18 protein-coding genes and 3 pseudogenes are annotated in these 19,969 nt (G+C 73.0%); 4 read left to right on the forward strand and 17 right to left on the reverse strand.

Features of this window, described 5'->3' with window-relative positions; all coding sequences use genetic code 11:
- Positions 1-25 precede the first annotated feature (25 nt).
- Positions 26-334: a YerC/YecD family TrpR-related protein gene (locus E3Z34_RS09455; protein WP_134773390.1), complete on the reverse strand. Its 309-nt coding sequence runs from the start codon at positions 332-334 to the stop codon at positions 26-28.
- Positions 335-421: 87 nt separating this feature from the next.
- On the opposite strand from E3Z34_RS09455, the gene E3Z34_RS09460 reads away from it, so the two are divergent.
- Entirely contained in the window at positions 422-1,126 is a 705-nt protein-coding gene (locus E3Z34_RS09460; RefSeq protein ID WP_134773391.1) for a peptidylprolyl isomerase, read from the forward strand.
- Between the two features lie 6 nt (positions 1,127-1,132).
- On the opposite strand, the gene E3Z34_RS18900 is transcribed toward E3Z34_RS09460, so the two are convergent.
- The 3 genes and pseudogenes from E3Z34_RS18900 to E3Z34_RS09470 form a co-directional block, all read right to left on the reverse strand.
- Positions 1,133-1,513, reverse strand: a complete 381-nt coding sequence (locus E3Z34_RS18900; RefSeq protein ID WP_238695099.1) for a His/Gly/Thr/Pro-type tRNA ligase C-terminal domain-containing protein — start codon at positions 1,511-1,513, stop codon at positions 1,133-1,135.
- Between the two features lie 103 nt (positions 1,514-1,616).
- Positions 1,617-2,228: pseudogene (locus E3Z34_RS20270) on the reverse strand (ATP phosphoribosyltransferase regulatory subunit); the annotation flags it as partial.
- A gap of 346 nt (positions 2,229-2,574) precedes the next feature.
- Positions 2,575-3,273 carry an MBL fold metallo-hydrolase gene (locus E3Z34_RS09470; protein ID WP_134773392.1) on the reverse strand — a complete coding sequence of 233 codons (699 nt, stop codon included), beginning with the start codon at positions 3,271-3,273 and terminating at the stop codon, positions 2,575-2,577.
- A 119-nt stretch (positions 3,274-3,392) separates the two neighbouring features.
- On the opposite strand from E3Z34_RS09470, the gene E3Z34_RS09475 reads away from it, so the two are divergent.
- Both E3Z34_RS09475 and E3Z34_RS09480 read left to right on the forward strand, forming a co-directional pair.
- Positions 3,393-5,249: a DUF349 domain-containing protein gene (locus E3Z34_RS09475; RefSeq protein WP_238695101.1), complete on the forward strand. Its 1,857-nt coding sequence runs from the start codon at positions 3,393-3,395 to the stop codon at positions 5,247-5,249.
- Positions 5,249-6,595, forward strand: a complete 1,347-nt coding sequence (locus tag E3Z34_RS09480) for a M18 family aminopeptidase (RefSeq protein WP_134773393.1) — start codon at positions 5,249-5,251, stop codon at positions 6,593-6,595. Before E3Z34_RS09475 ends, E3Z34_RS09480 begins: the two co-directional genes overlap by 1 nt.
- 10 nt (positions 6,596-6,605) lie before the next feature.
- On the opposite strand, the pseudogene E3Z34_RS09485 reads toward E3Z34_RS09480, so the two are convergent.
- From E3Z34_RS09485 to E3Z34_RS09540, 12 genes and pseudogenes are all read right to left on the reverse strand, one after another.
- A pseudogene (locus E3Z34_RS09485) lies at positions 6,606-8,924 on the reverse strand (RelA/SpoT family protein).
- 66 nt (positions 8,925-8,990) lie between these two features.
- Positions 8,991-9,518: an adenine phosphoribosyltransferase gene (locus tag E3Z34_RS09490; RefSeq protein ID WP_338043705.1), complete on the reverse strand. Its 528-nt coding sequence runs from the start codon at positions 9,516-9,518 to the stop codon at positions 8,991-8,993.
- A 12-nt stretch (positions 9,519-9,530) separates the two neighbouring features.
- Positions 9,531-10,736, reverse strand: coding sequence for a protein translocase subunit SecF (secF, locus tag E3Z34_RS09495; protein ID WP_134773395.1), 1,206 nt, complete (start codon positions 10,734-10,736; stop codon positions 9,531-9,533).
- Positions 10,736-12,712: a protein translocase subunit SecD gene (secD, locus tag E3Z34_RS09500; protein ID WP_134773396.1), complete on the reverse strand. Its 1,977-nt coding sequence runs from the start codon at positions 12,710-12,712 to the stop codon at positions 10,736-10,738. The genes secF and secD overlap by 1 nt, the downstream gene beginning before the upstream one ends.
- A complete protein-coding gene (gene yajC, locus E3Z34_RS09505) occupies positions 12,709-13,032 on the reverse strand; it encodes a preprotein translocase subunit YajC (protein WP_134773397.1) in 324 nt (107 codons plus the stop codon). The genes secD and yajC overlap by 4 nt, the downstream gene beginning before the upstream one ends.
- A gap of 149 nt (positions 13,033-13,181) precedes the next feature.
- Positions 13,182-14,276: a Holliday junction branch migration DNA helicase RuvB gene (gene ruvB, locus E3Z34_RS09510; RefSeq protein WP_238695480.1), complete on the reverse strand. Its 1,095-nt coding sequence runs from the start codon at positions 14,274-14,276 to the stop codon at positions 13,182-13,184.
- A gap of 92 nt (positions 14,277-14,368) precedes the next feature.
- A pseudogene (gene ruvA, locus E3Z34_RS09515) lies at positions 14,369-14,975 on the reverse strand (Holliday junction branch migration protein RuvA).
- Positions 14,972-15,649, reverse strand: coding sequence for a crossover junction endodeoxyribonuclease RuvC (gene ruvC, locus E3Z34_RS09520; protein ID WP_134773398.1), 678 nt, complete (start codon positions 15,647-15,649; stop codon positions 14,972-14,974). The pseudogene ruvA and the gene ruvC overlap by 4 nt, the downstream one beginning before the upstream one ends.
- A 188-nt stretch (positions 15,650-15,837) precedes the next feature.
- On the reverse strand, positions 15,838-16,605 hold the full coding sequence (locus E3Z34_RS09525; RefSeq protein WP_134773399.1) for a YebC/PmpR family DNA-binding transcriptional regulator: 768 nt from the start codon (positions 16,603-16,605) through the stop codon (positions 15,838-15,840).
- A 34-nt stretch (positions 16,606-16,639) separates the two neighbouring features.
- The gene (gene pdxT / locus E3Z34_RS09530; RefSeq protein ID WP_134773400.1) at positions 16,640-17,284 is read right to left on the reverse strand and encodes a pyridoxal 5'-phosphate synthase glutaminase subunit PdxT; all 645 of its coding nucleotides are present in this window, start codon (positions 17,282-17,284) and stop codon (positions 16,640-16,642) included.
- A gap of 25 nt (positions 17,285-17,309) precedes the next feature.
- A complete protein-coding gene (gene pdxS / locus E3Z34_RS09535; RefSeq protein WP_134773401.1) occupies positions 17,310-18,215 on the reverse strand; it encodes a pyridoxal 5'-phosphate synthase lyase subunit PdxS in 906 nt (301 codons plus the stop codon).
- 142 nt (positions 18,216-18,357) lie between these two features.
- Entirely contained in the window at positions 18,358-18,894 is a 537-nt protein-coding gene (locus tag E3Z34_RS09540; RefSeq protein ID WP_134773402.1) for an HIT family protein, read from the reverse strand.
- A 219-nt stretch (positions 18,895-19,113) separates the two neighbouring features.
- Here E3Z34_RS09540 and E3Z34_RS09545 point away from each other — a divergent pair, with 219 nt between their 5' ends.
- The gene (locus E3Z34_RS09545) at positions 19,114-19,464 is read left to right on the forward strand and encodes a nitroreductase family deazaflavin-dependent oxidoreductase (protein WP_338043706.1); all 351 of its coding nucleotides are present in this window, start codon (positions 19,114-19,116) and stop codon (positions 19,462-19,464) included.
- Between the two features lie 12 nt (positions 19,465-19,476).
- On the opposite strand, the gene E3Z34_RS09550 is transcribed toward E3Z34_RS09545, so the two are convergent.
- Positions 19,477-19,968: a hypothetical protein gene (locus E3Z34_RS09550; RefSeq protein WP_134773403.1), complete on the reverse strand. Its 492-nt coding sequence runs from the start codon at positions 19,966-19,968 to the stop codon at positions 19,477-19,479.
- Between the last annotated feature and the right edge of the window lies 1 nt (position 19,969).

The raw sequence follows: 19,969 nt of genomic DNA on the forward strand, positions 1-19,969 counted from the left end.
CCTGTGGCGCGGCGGGAGCAGGTGGCTACCGCCGCGACGGATGGTGCGGGAGCGCCGCGAGGTATCCCCCGGCCCCGCCGTCCAGGCAGCGGGCGATGCGCCCGACGGTGGTTACGCTGACGCCGGTCACCTCGTGGATGCGACGGTACGGCATCCCGTCGGCGAGCAGCGGCACGACCGACCACCGGTCGGCCAGGGCCTCCACCTCCGCCGGGGTGCACAGGTCGTCGAGGAAGGCATCCACCTCGGCGGGGTCGTCGAGACCGGCGAGCGTGGCGGCGAGCTCGGCGCGCACGAGCCCGGCCCGCTGCGCACCACCCTGTCGCTGCTTCATCCTGGTCCTTCCACGGGAACGCGCCGGCCGTGTGCCAGCGCGCTATTACGCTAGCACGCCTCCGGGGCGGTCCTAGAATCCTGCGTCATGCGTCGTCCCCTGGTCCCCGCCCTCGCCCTGGCCACCACCCTCGCCCTCGCCGCGTGCGGCAGCGGCTCCCCGATGTTCGGGGCCGACGACGCCCCGTCCGCGTCGGGCGACGCGCCGGGGACCGAGGTGGAGTGCGCCGAGCCCCCGGCCCCGCCCTCCTCGCCCCCGCAGTTCTCCCAGGACGACCTTCCGGCACCGCACCCGGGCGACCCGGCCACTGTGACGGCCACCCTGGGGACGAGCTGCGGCGACATCGTCGTGGAGCTCTTCGCCGACCGGGCCCCGCAGACCGTGGCGTCCTTCGTCCTCCTGGCCCAGGAGGGCTACTGGGACGACAGCCCCTGCCACCGGCTCACCACCCAGGGGATCTACGTGCTGCAGTGCGGCGACCCCACCGGGACCGGTCGCGGCAACCCGGGCTACGCCTACGGGATCGAGAACGCCCCGAGCGACGGGATCTACCCGCCGGGCACGCTGGCGATGGCCCGCACCCAGGACCCGAACAGCAACGGCGGCCAGTTCTTCGTGGTCCACGAGACGACCCAGCTCCCCGTCGACGGAGGCGGCTACAGCATCTTCGGGCAGGTGACTGAGGGCCTGGACATCGTCGAGGCGGTCGCCGCCCAGGGCGGGCAGGGCGGCACCCCGGACGGGGCCCCCGCCCAGCCGATCAGCATCCTCACGGTGGACGTCGAGGACTGACGCCGCTCAGACCTGGGGCTGGGCCAGCTCGACCCGCAGGGCGGAGACCACCTCGGCCCGCGGGACGGTGAACTGGTCCTGCCGGCACAGGTCCTTGATGGTGACCGTGTCGTCCGACACCTCCTGCTCGCCGAGCAGGGCGACGAACCGGATGCCGGCGCGGTCGGCATACCGGAGCTGCTTGCCGAGCTTGCCCCCGTCGAGGACGGCCTCGGTGTTGATGCCGCCGTGGCGCAGCTGGGAGGCGAGGGCCAGCTGCTGGTCCAGCAGGTCGGCATCCAGCTGGGGGACGAGGACCTGGACGGTCGACCGGCCGCTGGACTCCTCGAGCAGGCCCGCCTCCCGCAGCTGCCAGAAGAGCCGGGAGAGGCCGATCGAGATCCCCACGCCGGGGAGCCGGGACCGGGTGTACTGCCCCGCGAGGTTGTCGGCGGCCGCCGGAGCAGATGGAGCCGATCTCCGGGTGCTCGTCCAGGGTTGTCTCGTAGACCGTGCCGGTGTAGTAGTCCAGCCCGCGGGCGATCGAGAAGTTGAGGCAGTAGTCGGCCTCGGGGACGCCCATCGCCCGGACCAGGGTCAGCACCTCCCGCAGCTCGGACACGCCGGTGGCCAGGGCCGGGCTGCCGGCCGACCCCGCCTCCACCTCGGCCAACCGGGCCAGGGCGTCGTCGTGGCCGCGGGACCGGACCTGGACGAAGGCGAGGATCCGCTCGACGACCTCCTGGGCGAGGTCGAAGCCGGGGCCGGTGAGGGTCTCGGTGAGGTAGGCCGGTCCCCGCTTGTCCAGCTTGTCCACCTCGCGCAGGACGGCGGCCTGGGAGTCAGGGTCGGTGATGCCCAGGTCATCGTAGAAACCCCGGAGCAGCTTGCGGTTGTTGATCTGGATGGTGAAGGGGCCGATGGCCAGGTCGGTGAAGATGCTGTGGATGATCGCCGGCGCCTCGGCGTCGTGCCGCACGGAGAGCTCGTCCTTGCCGATGATGTCCACGTCGCACTGGTAGAACTCGCGGAACCGGCCCCGCTGCGGGCGCTCGCCGCGGTAGACGCGCTGCATCTGGTAGCGGCGGAAGGGGAAGGTGAGCTGGTGCTCGTGCTCGGCCACGTAGCGCGCCAGGGGGACGGTGAGGTCGAACCGGAGGGCGAGCTCGGGGAGCGTCCCTCCTCCCCCGCGGCCTGCCCCTCCCGCGTCTTCTCCAGGGCCCCGGTCGACTGCACGAAGTAGACCTGACGTTCGGTCTCCCCGCCGGTCTTGGTCAGCAGCACGTCGGAGCGCTCGAAGACGGGGGTCTCCACGGGCAGGAAGCCGAACCGCTCATAGCCGGCACGGATCTGGTCGAGCATCCGCTGGAAGGCCACCTGGTCGGGCGGCAGCAGCTCGAGGACGCCGGAAGGGGTGCGGGGGGTGATCACCGGGCGAGTCTACCGAGGCGGGTATGCCGCTCCGGGCCTCAGCCGGCGACGTCGAGCAGGTAGGGGTTGGTCGCCCGCTCGCGGGCGATCGTGGTGGCCGGCCCGTGGCCGGGCAGGACCAGGGTGGGGTCGGGCTGGGTCAGGACGACCTCGCGCAGGGAGCGCTGCATCGCCGCCGGGTCCCCGCCGGGCAGGTCGGTGCGTCCGATCGAGCCGGCGAAGAGCACGTCACCGGACAGCACGGTGCGCTCGAGCTCGTCGGTCGGGATGCCCTGCGGCACCCCCGCCAGCGAGAACAGGACCGAGCCCTCCGTGTGGCCCGGGGCGTGGGCCACCTCGATGCTGAGCCCCGCGATCCGCAGCACCTCCCGGTCGACGATCTCGACGACCTCCTCCGGCTCGGTCCAGGTCGCCCTCCGGCCGAACTGCTGCTCGAGCGCGGGCAGCAGACCCGGCCCGAGGCTGGCCAGCGGGTCGACCAGGCGGTAGCGGTCGTCGGTGTGGATGTGCGCGGCCACGGTGCCGGCGCAGACCGGGGTGACGGCATATACGTGGTCGAGGTGACCGTGGGTGAGCAGGACCGCGGCGGGCCGCAGCCGGTGCTCGCGGAGGATCTCCTGCACCCGCCCCTCCACCCCGATGCCGGGGTCGACGATGATGCACTCCTCCCCCTCGGCGGGCGCCACGACGTAGCAGTTGGTCCCGAAGGCGTCGGCCACGACGCTGCGCACGAACATGCTGCGAGGTTATCCCTGCGGGCGGCAGGGGGGTCGTTAGGTAGGGTCGGACCACCCACGCCATGTCGTGCACGACCCCGATGGTCGCGCGCGCGGTCCTCACAGATAGGCCACCACCAGTGTCCGAGCAGACCCACCAGCCCGAGCAGGTCCCCGAGTCGGACCCGACCCCCGCGGTCGAGGCGCCGACGACGGAGACGCCCGACAGCGACGTGCCCGTGAGCGAGGACACCGGGGCGGAGGTCTCCGAGCCCGAGTCGGCCGGGGAGTCCGAGCCCGAGACGGTCGAGGCCTCCGAGGTCTCCGAGCCCGAGACGGCCGAGGCCTCCGAGCCCGAGACGGCCGGGGAGTCCGAAGCCACCGAGCCCGAGGCTGCCGAGCCTGAGGCTGCCGAGCCCGAGGCCGCCGAGCCCGACGCTGCCGAGGTCTCTGCGGACGCTACGACCCAGGACGGCCCAGTCGAGGCACCCGTGGAGGAGGCGCCCCCGGGTGCCGAGGTCCCCGCCGAGGAGACGCCGGCCGAGCCGGACGCGCCCTCTCCCGCCCCCGCGCAGGACGCGCCGGTGGCACCGCGGCCCGCTCCCCCGACGCCGGCGATGTTCGCCGCGCGTCGGCCGGCGGCACCCCGCCCCGCACCCGCCGTCCCCGCGGCCTCCGGGGCCGACTCCGGTGCCGCCGACGTGGAGAGCGGGGCCACCAGCCAGCTGCCCCCTACGCCCTCCACCCCCAGCGAGTCGATGAAGCACGGCCGTGTCGGGGACGACGGCACCGTCTACGTCGTCGCCGCCGACGGATCGGAGAGAGCGGTCGGCTCCTACCCCGACGCCACGCCGGAGGAGGCCCTGGCCTACTTCGCCCGCAAGTACGACGAGCTCGCCGCCGCCGCGGACCTGCTACGCGCCCGGCTCGCCGGCACGGAGGTCAGCGCGCACGACGCCCGCCAGTCCCTGGCGCACCTGAAGGAGCAGATCGGGGACGCCCACGTGGTGGGCGACCTGGCCGCCCTGGAGGCCGTGGTGGGCCACCTGGAGGAGGCCGTGGCCACCAAGGCCGCCCAGGAGGCCGAGCTGCGGGCCGCCGCCAAGGCGAAGGCGGCCGTGGAGCGCGAGGCGATCGTGGCCGAGGCCGAGCAGCTGGCGGCGACCGACCCGGCCCGGATGCAGTGGAAGCAGAGCAGCAGCAGGGTGCGGGAGCTGCTGGACGAGTGGAAGTCCCACCAGCGCTCAGGCCCCCGCCTGGACAAGGACGTCGAGGGCGCCCTGTGGCAGCGCTTCAGCGGGGCCCGGTCGAGCTTCGACAAGGCCCGCAAGGCCTGGTTCGCCCAGCTCGACGACCAGCACGCCGAGGCCCGGAGGGCCAAGGAGAAGCTCGTCGCCGAGGCCGAGGCGCTCGCCTCCAGCAAGGACTGGGGGCCCACCGCGAGCGCCTTCAAGCGCCTCATGCAGGACTGGAAGCGGGCCGGTCGGGCCGCCCGGGCCGACGACGACGCGCTGTGGTCCCGGTTCAAGGCGGCCCAGGACTCCTTCTTCAACGCCAAGGACGAGGTGGTGGCCGCCGAGGAGGCGGAGTACGCCGAGAACCTCAAGGTCAAGGAGGCGCTGCTCGCGGAGGCGGAGGCGATCACGGTGGACCTGGCCCACCTGGACCAGGCCAAGGAGCAGCTGCGGCGCATCCAGGACCGGTGGGACGCCGCGGGCAAGGTGCCGCGGGCCGACATCCATCGGGTCGAGGGGCGTCTGCGCGCCGTCGAGCAGGCCGTGCGGGACCTGGAGGAGTCCCAGTGGAAGCGATCGGACCCCGAGCTGACCGCCCGCGCTCGGTCGATGGTCGACCAGCTCGAGCGGCAGGTCCAGGGTCTGGAGTCCGACCTGGCGGCCGCCCGCGCCGCCGGTGACGAGCGACGTGTCGCCGGCATCGAGACCGAGCTGGCCACGAAGAAGGTGTGGCTGGAGTCCGCCCGCGGCGGACTCGGCTGATGGCCGCCGCCGACCTCGCCACCCGCGTCACCGAGGTGGCGGAGGGTCTGTGCCGCTACCTCGACGCCTCCCCGTCCCCGTTCCACGCCGTCGGGTCGGCCGCCGACCTGCTGGCCGAGCAGGGGTTCGTCGAGGTGACCGAGACAGACGTCACGCCCACCCGGCCCGGGTCCTACCTCGTGCGGCGGGGCGGCTCGTTGCTGGCCTGGTCGACCGCCCACCTCGCGGGCCCGGACGGGTATGCCGCGTCCACCCCCTACCGCGTCGTGGGGGCCCACACCGACTCCCCCAACCTGCGCGTCAAGCCGCACCCGGACTGGAGCCGGGCCGGCTGGCAGATGCTGGGGGTCGAGATCTACGGCGGGGCCCTGACCAACTCCTGGCTGGACCGTGACCTGGGCCTGTCCGGACGGGTCACCGTCCGCGACGCGGACGCGCCGGACGGCTTCACCGCCCGGCTGTGGCGCTGCGACGACCCGCTGCTGCGGGTCTCCCAGCTCGCGATCCACCTGGACCGGACGGTCCGCACCGAGGGCCTGCAGCTCAACGACCAGCAGCACCTCGCCCCGCACTGGGCCCTGGGCCACGCCGACGGGAGCCGGACCTTCCGCGGCTGGCTGGCCGACCAGGTCGGGGTGGCCCCCGAGGACGTCCTGGCCTACGACGCCATGACCCACGACCTCACCCCCGCCCGGCGCATCGGGCTCGACGGCGAGCTCCTCGCCTCGGCCCGGCTCGACAACCTGGCGACCTCCTACGCCGCCGTCCTCGCGCTCCTGGAGGCGGTGCAGGAGCCGGCCGCCCGGCCCAGCATCCCGATGATCGTGCTCTTCGACCACGAGGAGGTGGGGAGCATGTCCGAGCGGGGCGCCCAGTCCACCTTCCTGCCCTCGTGGCTGGAGCGTCTGGTCCAGGCCGCCGGCGGCACGCGCGAGGACTACTGGCGGGCGCTCGCCGGGTCGGTCATCGCCTCGGGCGACATGGCGCACGCCACGCACCCCAACTACGCCGAGCGGCACGAGCCCGAGCACCCGATCCTCATGAACGGCGGACCGGTGCTGAAGGTCAACGCCAACCTGCGCTACGCCACGGACTCCCTGGGGGCCAGCGCCTTCGCCCTGGCCTGCGAGCAGGCGGGTGTTCCGATGCAGACCTTCGTCACCCGCACCGACCTGCCGTGCGGCTCCACCGTGGGACCGATGACCTCGGCCCTGACGGGGGCGACGACGGTCGACTTCGGCGCTCCGGTGCTCTCCATGCACTCCACGAGAGAGATCTGCGGCACGCTGGACCAGGCCGGGTATGCCGCGGCCCTGGGCGCGTTCCTGGCCCCCCGGGCCGGTTGAGCCGGGGGCGTCAGGCCGGACGGCGCCGGTGCGGGTCGGTCCGGGCCGTGCCGGTGACCCGGTAGGCGTCGAGGACCGCCGGGATCCGGCGCACCGCCCGGATGACCGAGTCCAGGTGCGAGGGGTCTGCCATCTCGAAGGTGAACTTCGACAGCGCGACCCGGTCGCTGCTGGTCTGGACCGACGCCGACAGGATGTTGACGTGCTGCTCCGACAGGGCGCGGGTGATGTCGGACAGCAGGCCCGCCCGGTCCAGCGCCTCGACCTGGAGGTTGACGAGGAAGAGGCTGGAGGAGGTGGGTGCCCACGCCACGGAGATGAGGCGCTCGGGGTGCCGCTGCAGCTGCTCGGCGTTGGTGCAGTCGGTCCGGTGCACCGACACCCCTTGCCGTGGGTGACGAAGCCCAGGATCGGGTCGCCGGGCACGGGCGTGCAGCACTTGGCGAGCTTGACCCACACGTCGTCGGCCCCGACGACCGTGACCCCCGGGTCGCCCTGCAGCACCCGTCCCCGTCGCGGGCGGACCCCCTCGGCGAGGTCCTCCTCCGCCGCGTCCTCCCCACCCAGGGTCGCGACCAGCTGCCGGACCACGTGCTGCGCCGAGACGTGGCCCTCCCCCACCGCGGCGAAGAGCCCCTCGAGGTCCTTGTAGCTGAGGTCCTGCGCCACCGCCGTCAGGGTGTCGTGGCTCATGAGCCGCTGGACCGGGGCGTTCTGCTTGCGGATGACCTTGGCGATCTCGTCCTTGCCGGACTCGACCATCTCGTCGCGGCGCTCACGGGTGAACCACTGGCGGATCTTGTTGCGGGCCCGGGCGCTCTTGACGAAGCTGAGCCAGTCCCGGCTCGGGCCGGCGTCCTGGGCCTTGCTCGTGATGATCTCGCACACGTCACCGTTGGCGAGCTCGGAGTCCACGCGGGACCAGCTTGCCGTTGACCCGGCCGCCGACGCACCGGTGGCCCACCTCCGTGTGCACGGCGTAGGCGAAGTCGACGGGCGTCGCCCCGGCGGGCAGCGCCATGACGTCGCCGCCCGGGGTGAAGACGTAGACCTCCGCCGCACCGACCTCGAAGCGCAGGGAGTCGAGGAACTCCCCCGGGTCGCTCGTCTCCCGCTGCCACTCCAGCAGCTGGCTGAGCCACTGCATACCCTCCAGCGCCCCGGGGGCGCCGTCGCTGCCGGTGCCGGCCCGGGTGCCGTCGGGCCCACCCTCCTTGTACTTCCAGTGCGCCGCGACGCCGTACTCGGCCCGGCGGTGCATCTGGTACGTGCGGATCTGGATCTCGACCGGCTTGCCCTCGGGGCCGATCACCGTCGTGTGCAACGACTGGTACATGTTGAACTTCGGCATCGCGATGTAGTCCTTGAACCGCCCGGGCACCGGGTTCCAGCGGTTGTGGATCGCGCCGAGCACGGCGTAGCAGTCCTGGATGGAGTCGACCAGGACCCGCACGCCCATGAGGTCGTAGATCTTGTCGAAGTCGGTCCCGCGCACGATCATCTTCTGGTAGACCGAGTAGTAGTGCTTGGGGCGGCCGGTCACGGTGGCCCTGACCTTGGCGTCCTTGAGCTCCTCCTTGATCTGGGCCCGGACCTTGGAGAGCATCTCCTCCCTCGCGGGGGCCCTGTCGGCGACCATGCGGACGATCTCGTCGTAGACCTTGGGGTAGAGCTGGGCGAAGGCCAGGTCCTCGAGCTCCCACTTGATGGTGTTCATCCCCAGCCGGTGGGCGAGGGGGGCGTAGATCTCCAGCGTCTCGGACGCCTTGCGGGCCGCGCTCTCCGGGGAGACGTAGCGCCAGGTGCGGGCGTTGTGCACCCGGTCCGCGAGCTTGATGACCAGCACCCGGATGTCCCGGGCCATGGCCACGACCATCTTGCGGACGGTCTCGGCCTGGGCCGCCTCGCCGTAGGTCACCTTGTCGAGCTTGGTGACCCCGTCGACCAGCATGGCGATCTCCTCGCCGAAGTCCTTGCGCAGCTGCTGGAGCGAGTAGGAGGTGTCCTCCACCGTGTCGTGCAGGAGGGCGGCCGCGATCGTGGACGGCGTCATGCCCAGCTCGGCCAGGATGCTGGCCACCGCGAGGGGGTGGGTGATGTAGGCGTCCCCGCTCTTGCGGGTCTGGCCCCGGTGGGCCTCCTCGGCCGTGGCGTAGGCCCGTTCGATCAGCGACAGGTCGGCCCGCGGGTGGGTGGCCCGGACGGCGCGCAGCAGCGGCTCGAGGGCCGGGTTCGTCGGGGCACGTGTGCCGCCGAGTCGCGCCCAGCGGGGCCGCAGCCCGCCGCCGGAGCGGCTGGCCGGCGCAGAGCTGGGCGGCTGCTCGGTCATGGACCGATCATAGGTCCCGGCAGGGGCGCCCAGCCCCGCCGCCTCCGCGGTGGGCCCACCACCACCTCAGATGGTGACCTGGCAGTGCAGGTCGTAGCCGGAGAGCTTCGCAGCACCCCCGAGAGCGCCGATCTCCAGGACGATCTCGATCGCGGCGACGCTGGCCCCGCACCGCTCGATGAGCTCGCAGGTGGCCGCCAGCGTGCCACCGGTCGCCAGCACGTCGTCCACGACCAGCACGCGCTCGTGGTGGGAGACCGCGTCCTGGTGGATCTCCAGGGTCGCCGTGCCGTACTCCAACGAGTAGGACTCGGAGTGGACGGGGGCCGGGAGCTTGCCCTCCTTGCGGACCGGGACGAAGCCCACGCCGAGCTCGTGGGCGATCATCGACCCCAGGATGAAACCTCGGGCCTCGATGCCGGCCACGACGTCCACCTGTCCCCGGCGCCGCTCGACGGTGTCCCGCACGATGAGGTCACGGAGGTCGGGGTCGAGCAGGATGGGGGTGAAGTCCTTGAAGACCACCCCGGCCTCCGGGAAGTCGGGGATGTCCCGCATGGCCGCCGCCACGCGGGCGGCCAGCTGCTGGTCCACCGGGGCCACCGGTCAGCTCCGGTTCTTGCGCTTGGGCTGGTTGCGCGGCCCGCGCTGGGCGTAGGGGTGGAGCTGGCGCCCCGGCACCGAGACACCCGTGGCCGGGGAGGCCGTGCCGGGGGTCGGAGCGGTCGCGGTCCGACGACCGGCGGGCACCAGGTCATCCTCGCCGTCCGCCAGGTCCTGCTCGGGCTCCAGCTCCGGGACGGCGCTCTCGCCGCGGCCCGAGCGGGCCAGCGCCCGCTGGCGACGCTTGGTGACCTGGGCGTCCTGCTTGCGGATCTCCAGCTCGCCGGAGCGCATGTCGACCAGCAGGGGGGTGGCGATGAAGATCGAGGAGAAGGTGCCCACCGCGATGCCGATGAACAGCGCCCACGCCAGGTCCACCAGGGTGCCCGGTCCGATGAGGGTGATGCCGACGAGCAGGATGACGCCCACGGGCAGCAGCGCCACGATCGAGGTGTTGATCGAGCGCACGAAGGTCTGGTTGACCGCGGTGTTCGCCGCCTCGGCGAAGGTCTGCCGCTTGGTGTCGGCGGCGTGCTCGGTGTTCTCCCGGACCTTGTCGAAGACGACGATCGTGTCGTAGATGGAGTAGCCCAGGATGGTGAGGAAGCCGATGACCGACGCCGGCGACACCTCGATCCCCAGCAGCGCGTAGACACCGATGGTGAACAGCACGTCGTGGACGAGCGCGACCATCGCCGCCGCGGCCATCTTCCACGTGGAGAAGTAGAGGGTGAGCACCACCGTGACCAGGGCCAGGAACACCGCCAGCGCGATCGCGGCACGCTGGGTCACGGTCTCGCCCCAGGACGGGCCGACCAGGGAGCTGGCTACGTCGGCGACCTCGACGTCGAACTCCTCGGCGAGCTGGGCCCGTGCCGTCTCGGCCTGCGCGCTCTCGAGCTCACCGGTCTGGATCCGGACGGTGTCGTCCCCGATCCGGGTCACGGTCGTCGTGCTGCCGGGCGACAGCTCCTCGACGATGGCCCCGGCCCGACCCTCGTAACCCTGCATGTCCTGGACCTGGCTGACCCGCAGCTCCGAGCCGCCGCGGAACTCGATGCCGAAGTTCAGTCCACGCCCCACCAGCCCGGCGAGGGACAGCAGGATGAGCACCGCGGTCACGGCATACCAGACCTTGCGTCGGCCGACGATGTCGAAGACTCGCTTGCCGCTGTAGAGGTCGTTGCCGAACTGGGAGAAACGCGACATCAGACCACACCACCTTCCAGCTCTTCGCGGGTATGCCGTCTGCGGCCCGGGGCGAGCACCTCGGGCTCACGCACCTGCCCGCGTCCGAGGTAGGCCGACCGCTTGGCGCCCAGCCGCTCGGGCTCCATGCCCGACCACTTGCGCCCCTCGCCGAAGAACCGGGTGTTGGCCAGGATGCTCACGACAGGGTGGGTGAACATGAAGACGACCAGCAGGTCGATGACGGTGGTCAGGCCCAGGGCGAACGCGAACGCCTTGACCCCGGCCTCGGAGAGGAAGTAGAGCACGGCGGCGGCGATGAGGTTGACCACGTCGGAGATGATCAGCGTGCGGCGGGCACGCTCCCACCCGGTGTCGACGGCGTAGCGCAACGGGCGACCGGAGCGCACCTCGTCGCGGATCCGCTCGAAGTAGACGATGAAGCTGTCGGCCGTGATGCCGATCGCCACGATGAGACCGGTGACCCCGGCCATGGTGAGCCGGAAGTTGTTGGCCCACCCGAGCAGCGTGACCGAGCCGTAGGCCAGCAGCGCCGCGATGATCAGCGAGGCGATGGCCACCAGCCCGAGCGCGTGGTACTGGACCAGCATGAAGACGAAGACGAGCAGGAGGCCGATCGCCCCGGCGATGACGCCGTAGCGCAGCTGCTCCCCACCGAGGGTGGGGCTGATCTGCTCGGAGGTCTGCACGTCGAAGCTGAGCGGCAGGGCGCCGAACTTCAGCTGGTTGGCCAGCGTCTGGGCGGTCTCCGGGGTGAAGGTGCCGCTGATGGTCGCGGTGCCGCCGGAGATGACGTCGTTGACGGTCGGCGCAGAGATGACCTCGCCGTCGAGCACCATCGCGAACCGGTTCTGCGCGGACCCCTGCGGGTAGCCGAACAGGCGCTGGGTCACCTGGGTGAACGCCTCGCGGCCCTCGTCGTCGAAGGTGAGGTTGACGACCCAGCGGCCGCTCACCGCCCCACCCTGCAGTTGCTCCGGCGCGGCGACCGCGTCGGTGAGGTTGCCGCCGGAGAGCTCGGCGGGACCGAGGATGTACTTCTCGTCACCCTCGCTGCTGCAGGCGACGATCGGCTGGTTCGCGGGGGCCGAGGCCACCGTGTCCTGCAGCTGCGGGTCGGCGCAGTCGGCGGCGGTGAAGGCCGCCTGCAGCTCGGGCGTGATCTGCGCCAGGTCCGAGGGGTTGGTGGCCGGGGGTGCGGGGGCGGGCTCCTGCGTCGGGGTGGCCTCGTCGTCGGCGGGGACACCCGGCGCGATGGTCTCGACCGCGGCGTCGGCGCTGCTCGGCAGCCGCTCCCCGCCGCGGTTCTCGTCGGTCTGCTCCGCCTCGTCCCCGGGGGGTGCCGACTCCTCGGCCTCCTGCTCCTCCAGGAGCTCCTCGAGCTGGCGCTGCTGGTCCTCCAGCTGCTCCTGCAGCACGGAGGGCGGCAGCGGCAGGGTCCGCTGCGTCGGCTGCTCCTCGCCCGGGGCCAGGACGGGCTGGGCCACCAGGACGGGACGGAAACGCATCTGGGACGATCGGCTCAGGGCCTCGAGCTGCTCGGGGGTCGGGTTCCCGGGGATGGCGACGGAGATGTTGCCGCCCAGCCGGGAGACTTCGGCCTCGGCGACGCCACCGCCGTCGATGCGGCGACGGATGATGTCGATGGCCTGGTCGAGCTCCGAGGCGCCGATCACCTCCCCCTCGTCGGTGACCGGGGCCATGACGATCTGCCGGCCGCCGGCCAGGTCCAGGCCCAGCAGCGGGGTGAGCTCGCCACGCGGGCTCCCCCACAGGTGCGCAGCCCCGATGCCGCTGAAGAGCGCCAGCATGAGGGCGAGCAGGGCCAGGAGCGTCCGCCGGGGGCCACGGGTGCGGGGGTTGCGGCGCGGCCGGGTGCGCCGGCTGCCTGCGGACCGTCCCTGCCGGCGTCCTGAGTCCGCGCCCGATCCCGGAAGGTCCTCGTCCCGCCGGGACGCCGGGGTCGAGGTGCTCATGCGGCCGGACCCTGCCCGGAGGGGCGACCCGGCGCCATGCTCAACGGGACGATCGCGCGACGGTCGTGGCGGACCACGACACCGTCCGCGATGCGCAGGTGGACCACGTCGTTCTCCAGGCCCTGGATCACTCCGTGCATCCCGGCGGTGGTCATCACCTCCTGGCCGACCTGCAGGCCTTGCTGCGCCTGGGTCATCGCCCGGGCGCGGCGGCGCTGGGTGACCATGAGGTAGATGAGCAGCAGGATCGGCAGCGCCAGCAGGAGCAGCGACATCGTGCCGCTTCCCTGGGCAGCGGCCGCGCCGGTCGCCAGTGTCATTGAATGGAACCCTTCACAAGATGTCCGTGGGTGGCGCCGCAGGGGAGCCGGGTGCTCGAGCGACGCCGCGTGGTCGCGGCAACAGGCACCCGGGGAAGTCTAGGTGAGTGGCCCGGCGCCACCAAAGAGGCGGGTCTCCCGTGTCGGCCCTACTCCGGCTCCAGGGGAAGGGTCTGCTGCCGTGCCGCCTCGGCGGGCGTACGCCCGAGCCGGCTTGGGCCGAGGTCCACCGGGCCGCTCCCGGAGGGGCGGTCACCCGCGGTGGGCGGGACCAGCCCCAGGTGCTCCCAGGCGGCAGGACTGGCGGCGCGGCCCCGCGGGGTCCGCACCAGGAAGCCCTCCCGCACGAGGTAGGGCTCGGCCACCGTCTCGACGGTGTCCGGCTCCTCCCCCACGGCGACGGCGAGCGTGGACAGACCCACCGGACCGCCACCGAAACGCGTGCACAGCACCTCGAGCACCGACCGGTCGAGGCGGTCCAGACCGATCTCGTCCACGTCGAAGAGGGCGAGGGCGGACCGTGCGGCCGGCTCGTCCACGACCCCCTCGCCGTGCACCTGCGCCCAGTCACGCACCCGCCGCAGCAGGCGGTTGGCGATGCGGGGGGTGCCGCGGGACCGGGAGGCGACCTGGTGGACCCCTGCCTCGTCCGCCTCGATCCCGAGCAGGGCCGCGTTGCGGTGCAGGATGGTGACGAGGTCCTCGGTGGCGTAGTAGTCCAGGTGCCCCGTGAAGCCGAACCGGTCGCGCAACGGCGCGGGCAGCAGCCCCGAGCGGGTCGTGGCGCCGACCACCGTGAACGGCGGGAGCTCGAGCGGGATCGCAGTCGCGCCGGGCCCCTTGCCGACGATGACGTCGACCCGGAAGTCCTCCATCGCGAGGTAGAGCATCTCCTCAGCCGGTCGGCTCATGCGGTGGATCTCGTCGAGGAAGAGGACCTCTCCCTCGACCAGGGAGGACAGGACCGCCGCCAGGTCGCCCGCGTGCTGGATGGCCGGGCCGCTGGTGATCCGCAGCGGCTGCTCCAGCTCCCCGGCGATGATCATGGCCAGGGTCGTCTTACCGAGCCCGGGCGGGCCGGAGAGCAGCACGTGGTCCGGCGGTGAGACGCGTCGACGGGCGGCCTCGAGCACCAGACCCAGCTGGTCGCGCACCCGCTGCTGGCCGGGGAAGTCGGCGAGCCGGCGTGGCCGCAGCGCGGCCTCGATGCGCCGCTCCTCGTCCCCACCCCCGGGGTCGACGATCCGCCCGACGCCGGGGTCCTCCCCGGCCCCGAAGTCGGGCTCGACCTCTCGCGACCCGTCCCCCCAGGGGCTCGGGTCGAGCTCCGAGGCGCTCACCGGCCCAGCTCCCGGAGGGCCGCGCGCAGCAGGTCGGAGACCTCGGTCGGGGCGTCCGGGTCCCGGGCGATCGCGGACAGGGCGCCGTCCGCCTGCTTGGCGCTCCACCCCAGACCCTCCAGCGCCTCGCGCACCTGGCCCACCACGGCCTCCTCCCCGGCCCGGCCCGAGGTGGTCGCGGGCTGGGAGGCAGGGTCCACCCCGACGGCCAGCATCTTGTCCTTGAGCTCGAGCACCAGGCGCTCGGCGGACTTCCTGCCGATGCCCGGCACCTTGGTGAGCGCGACCAGGTCGCCCTGCGCAGCGCCCGGCGGACCTCCTCGGGGCTGTGGACGGACAGCATGGCGAGCGCCAGCCGGGGGCCGACGCCGCTGACGGTCTGCACCTGCTCGAACAGCGCCCTGGCCTCCGGTGCGGCGAACCCGTAGAGGGTCAGCGACTCCTCGCGCACCACCAGCGTGGTCTCGAGGAGGACCTCCTGCCCGGAGCGGGCCTCGGCGGCGGTGGCCGGGGTGGTGTGGACCAGCAGGCCCACCCCCCGACCTCGACGACGAGGTGGTCGAGCCCGACGTGCCGCACGGGGCCGCGGACGGAAGCGATCACGGGATGGTCCTCCTGCTGGTCATGGATGTGCCGCCGCGGGTGCCGCCACGGCCTGAGGCTCGGGCGGCGGCGGCGCGGGCCGCGGTGCGGTGCTGGGCGTGCAGCTCGGCCAGTCTGTTGGTCGGCGTGCCCGCGCGAGCAGCCTGCTCCTGGGCCTCCTGGAGCCGGTTGGGCCCCGCCGGGTCTCCTGAGAGGCCCGGTGCGCCGCCACGCCACAGGTGGCAGATCGCCAGGGCGAGGGCGTCGGCGGCGTCGGCGGGCCGGGGCGTCTGCGCCAGGCCGAGGATGCGGGTGACCATGTGCCCCACCTGCGCCTTGTCGGCGCGGCCGTTGCCGGTGACGGCCGCCTTGACCTCCGACGGGGTGTGCATGGCCAGCGGGAGTCCGAGGCGGGCAGCCGCCAGCATGGGGACCGCGGAGGCCTGCGCCGTGCCCATGATCCCCCGGATGTTGGCCCGGGCGAAGACCCGCTCCACCGCCACCGCGTCGGGCGTCGTGCGGGCCAGCCACTCGTCCAGCTCGGTCTGCAGCGTCAGCAGCCGCTCCGCCGGGTCGTCGCCCACGGGCGTGCGCACGACGCCGACCTCGACCAGCCGTAGCCGGCGACCCGGCAGCCCCTCGACCACGCCGAGACCGCACCGGGTGAGACCCGGATCGACTCCGAGCACGCGCACGGGCTCACCTCCGGGCCGGTCGGTCATGTGGACAGATGTTCGCACTCGCGACGTTACCCGCGAGCGGCCCCGCCCGGGGCACCGACACGCTGAGAGGGGCGCCCGCGCGGGTGACGCGCCCTCCCCGCGGCGTCGCCCGCCCGCCGGAGGGCAGGGGCCGGACGGGGCGGCCGGAGGGGTCCGGGTGGTCAGTCCTCCTGGAGCTGGGCGAGGACCTCGTCGGAGATGTCGGCGTTGGAGTAGACGTTCTGGACGTCGTCGCAGTCCTCGAGGGCGTCGATGACCCGCATCACCTTGCGGGCGCCGTCCGCGTCGAGCGGCACCTCCATGCTCGGCACGAAGGTCGCCTCGGCCGAGTCGTAGTCGAGACCGGCCTCCTGCAGCGCGGTCCGCACCGCCACGACGTCACCGGCGTCGGAGAGGACCTCGAAGCTGTCGCCCAGGTCCTCGATCTCCTCCGCACCGGCCTCCAGCAGGACGTCGAGGAGCGCGTCCTCGCTCGTGGCGCCGCCCTCCTGCTCCTTGGGGACGACGACCTGGCCCTTGCGCTCGAAGAGGTAGGCGACCGAGCCGCTGTCGGCCATCGACCCGCCGTTGCGGGAGAGCGCGGTGCGGACCTCCATGACGGCCCGGTTCTTGTTGTCGGTCAGGCACTCGATGTAGAGCGCCACCCCGCCGGGTGCGTAGCCCTCGTAGACCAGCGCCTCGTAGCTCGCCCCTCCGGCCTCGGCACCGGAGCCGCGCTTGACCGCGCGGTCGATGTTGTCGTTGGGGACCGAGCTCTTCTTGGCCTTCTGGATGGCGTCGTAGAGCGTCGGGTTGCCGGCCGGGTCCCCTCCGCCCATCCGGGCAGCGACCTCGATGTTCTTGATGAGCTTGGCGAACAGCTTGCCGCGCTTGGCGTCGATCGCGGCCTTCTTGTGCTTGGTCGTCGCCCACTTGGAGTGACCCGACATCTGCGTCTCCTGCTTCCCTCGTCCGGCTCGGAACTCAGCGCCCGATGCTACCTGCCGGGGGCACCGTCCCCGGTGCCCGACCGGCCTGCGCCTCGCGGCACATCCGCACGAACAGCTCGTGGACCCGGTGGTCGCCGCCGACCTCGGGGTGGAAGGAGGTCGCCAGCAGCCGCCCCTGCCGGACCGCCACGGGGTGTCCCTCGACGCGGGCGAGCACCTCGACGTCCGGGCCGGTCCGCTCCACCCAGGGCGCCCGGATGAAGACGGCCCGCACCGGACGGGTGGGGTCCGTCAGGCCGGCCACCTCCAGGTCCGTCTCGAAGGACTCGACCTGACGGCCGAAGGCGTTGCGGCGCACCGTCATGTCGATGCCGCCGAAGGACTGCTGCTCCCGGTGCCCGTCCAGGATCTCCTGCGCCAGCTGGATCATCCCGGCGCAGGACCCGTAGACGGGAAGTCCCTCCGCGATCAGCCGACGGATGGGCTCGTGCAGCCCGAACACCCTGGCCAGCCGGTCGATGGTGGTCGACTCACCGCCCGGCACCACGAGCCCGGCCAGGCCCTCCAGCTCGGCCGGCCGCCGCACCCGCCGGGGCTCGGCCCCCGCGGCGCGTAGGGCCGCCTCGTGCTCGCGGACGTCGCCCTGGACGGCCAGGACACCGATGAGCGGCGCGCTCACCGGGGCGCCCCGTCGCCGCCCGGTCTCACCACCCGCGCTCGGCGAGGCGGTGGGGCTGGGCGATCTCGTCCACGTTGATGCCCACCATGGCCTCGCCCAGCCCGCGGGAGACCTCGGCGATGGTGTCGGGGTCGTCGTGGAAGGTCGTCGCCTTGACGATCGCGGCCGCGCGCTGCGCCGGGTTGCCGGACTTGAAGATGCCCGACCCGACGAACACCCCCTCCGCGCCCAGCTGCATCATCATGGCCGCGTCGGCGGGCGTGGCGATCCCTCCGGCGGTGAAGAGCACCACCGGCAGCTTGCCCGCCCGGGCGACCTCCTTGACCAGGTCGTAGGGCGCCTGCAGCTCCTTGGCCGCGACGTAGAGCTCGTCCTCGGCCATCCCCTGGAGGCGGCGCATCTCCGCCCGGATGGTGCGCATGTGGGTGGTGGCGTTCGAGACATCGCCGGTGCCCGCCTCCCCCTTGGACCGGATCATGGCGGCACCCTCGGTGATGCGGCGCAGCGCCTCACCCAGGTTGGTCGCGCCGCACACGAAGGGCACGGTGAAGGCCCACTTGTCGATGTGGTTGGCGTAGTCGGCCGGGGTGAGCACCTCCGACTCGTCCACGTAGTCCACGCCCAGGCTCTGCAGGACCTGCGCCTCGACGAAGTGACCGATCCGGGCCTTGGCCATGACCGGGATGGAGACGGCCTCGATGATCCCGTCGATCATGTCCGGGTCGCTCATCCGGGAGACCCCGCCCTGGGCCCGGATGTCGGCGGGCACCCGCTCCAGGGCCATGACGGCCACCGCGCCGGCGTCCTCGGCGATCTTGGCCTGGTCGGGGGTGACGACATCCATGATCACGCCGCCCTTGAGCATGTCGGCCATGCCGCGCTTGACGCGGGTCGTGCCGGTGGCGTGGTCGGTCTGCGTGGGCTCGCTCATGCGGGTCTCTCTTCGGGGGGAGGGTATGAGGCGGACGCTGCGGGGGGAGGCCAAGGCGTCGCACCGGCCATTCTACGACCTCGCTCGTGGCCTCCGACCGCGGTGCCGGGACGACCCCGGGCACCGTGCAGGACCGGTCGGGCTACTCCTGCGGCCAGGCCGCCACGAGCTGGCGTCGGACGTCGTCGAGGAGCTGGGGAAGGGCCTTGGTGCGGCCCACGATCGGCAGGAAGTTGGCGTCACCGCCCCAGCGCGGGACGACGTGCTGGTGCAGGTGGGCCGCGACCCCGGCCCCGGCGACCTCGCCCTGGTTCATCCCCAGGTTGAAGCCGTGAGGGCCGCTGGCCGCCTGCACGGCGCGCATGGCGGACTTGGTCAGCCGGGTGAACTCCTCGGTCTCCTCCTCCGTGAGGTCTAGGTAGAGCGGGACGTGCCGGTAGGGGCAGATGAGCAGGTGGCCGGGGTTGTAGGGGAAGAGGTTGAGCACGACGTAGCAGGAGACGCCGCGGTGCACGATGAGGCCCTCGGCGTCCTCCTTCCCGGGCGCCGCGCAGAAGGGGCATCCCTGCCCTGCCGACTCGCTGGGCCGCTCCCCCCTCACGTAGGCCATCCGGTGAGGCGTCCACAGCCGCTCGAACCCGTCGGGGGAACCAGCCAGGTCAGCGGCGTCCTCGGTCATGGGGCCGATCCTAGACGGGAACACCCGCGCCGCCGGGTCGGTTGCCGCACCCATGAACGAGGATCTGCACGTCCTGGCCGACGGAGCCGCCGACGAGGCCCGGCCCCCGGCCTACCTGCCGAGCGGCAGAGCGGTGTCGCCCGGCAGCTGGCGGACATCGACCGGGCCGGCACCACCGACGCCGCCCAGATCCAGGGGCGGCCGATCGTGGTGGTGACGATGCGGGGCGCCCGCAGCGGGATGCTCCGGCGCGTCCCCCTCATGCGGGTCGAGCACGAGGGCAGCTACCTCGCCGTCGCGAGCAAGGGTGGCGCCCCGGAGCACCCGCACTGGTTCCACAACGTGGTGGCCCACCCCGACGTCCTGGTCCAGGATGGCTCCCGCCAGCACCCCCTGCGTGCCCGGCTCCTCCAGGACGGTCCCGAGCGCGACACCTGGTGGGAGCGCGCCGTGGCGGCGTTCCCGCCGTACGCCGACTACCAGGCGGGTACCACGCGGCAGATCCCGCTCTTCCTGCTGGCTCCGCCCCGCGGGCCCCACACGGGCCGGCGCGACCACGGCGACGGCTGACGCGCCGGCGCCTCAGGGGCTGGTCGGCAGACTGACGCGCCGGAGCGGCAGGACGTCCGCGCGGGCCCCGTCCAGGACGGCGGTCGGCAGCCGGACGTCGTGCGCCACCTCCACCGCCGGGTAGCCCTCCCGCCGGGCCCAGGAGACGATCCCCCGGACCAGGGCCAGGGTCACCGCCTCCGCCCGGGGCTCCTCCTCGACCAGGGCCTCGAGCAGGACCAGCTCGGGGGTCCCGGGTCCCACGCGGGGCAGGAGCGGCACGCGGCAGATCGTCATCCCCACGTGCTCCCCGTCCGCCTCCGCGACCCAGGCCGGCAGGTCGAGGGACCGCTGCTGCCAGGACCGGGCGAAGGCCTGGACGTGCGAGGGGCCGCCGGGCCGGGCTGCGGGTGTCCGGCCACGACGGCGCAGGGACTGCAGGTGCAGGGCGCCCAGCAGGAGAGCCTCGTCGTCGGGCACGGTCCGCACGCGCACCGCGGCGGCCGACTCACCCAGCGACGGCATA

It is taken from the genome of Ornithinimicrobium flavum (assembly GCF_004526345.1).
Taxonomy (GTDB): Bacteria; Actinomycetota; Actinomycetes; order Actinomycetales; family Dermatophilaceae; genus Ornithinicoccus; species Ornithinicoccus flavus.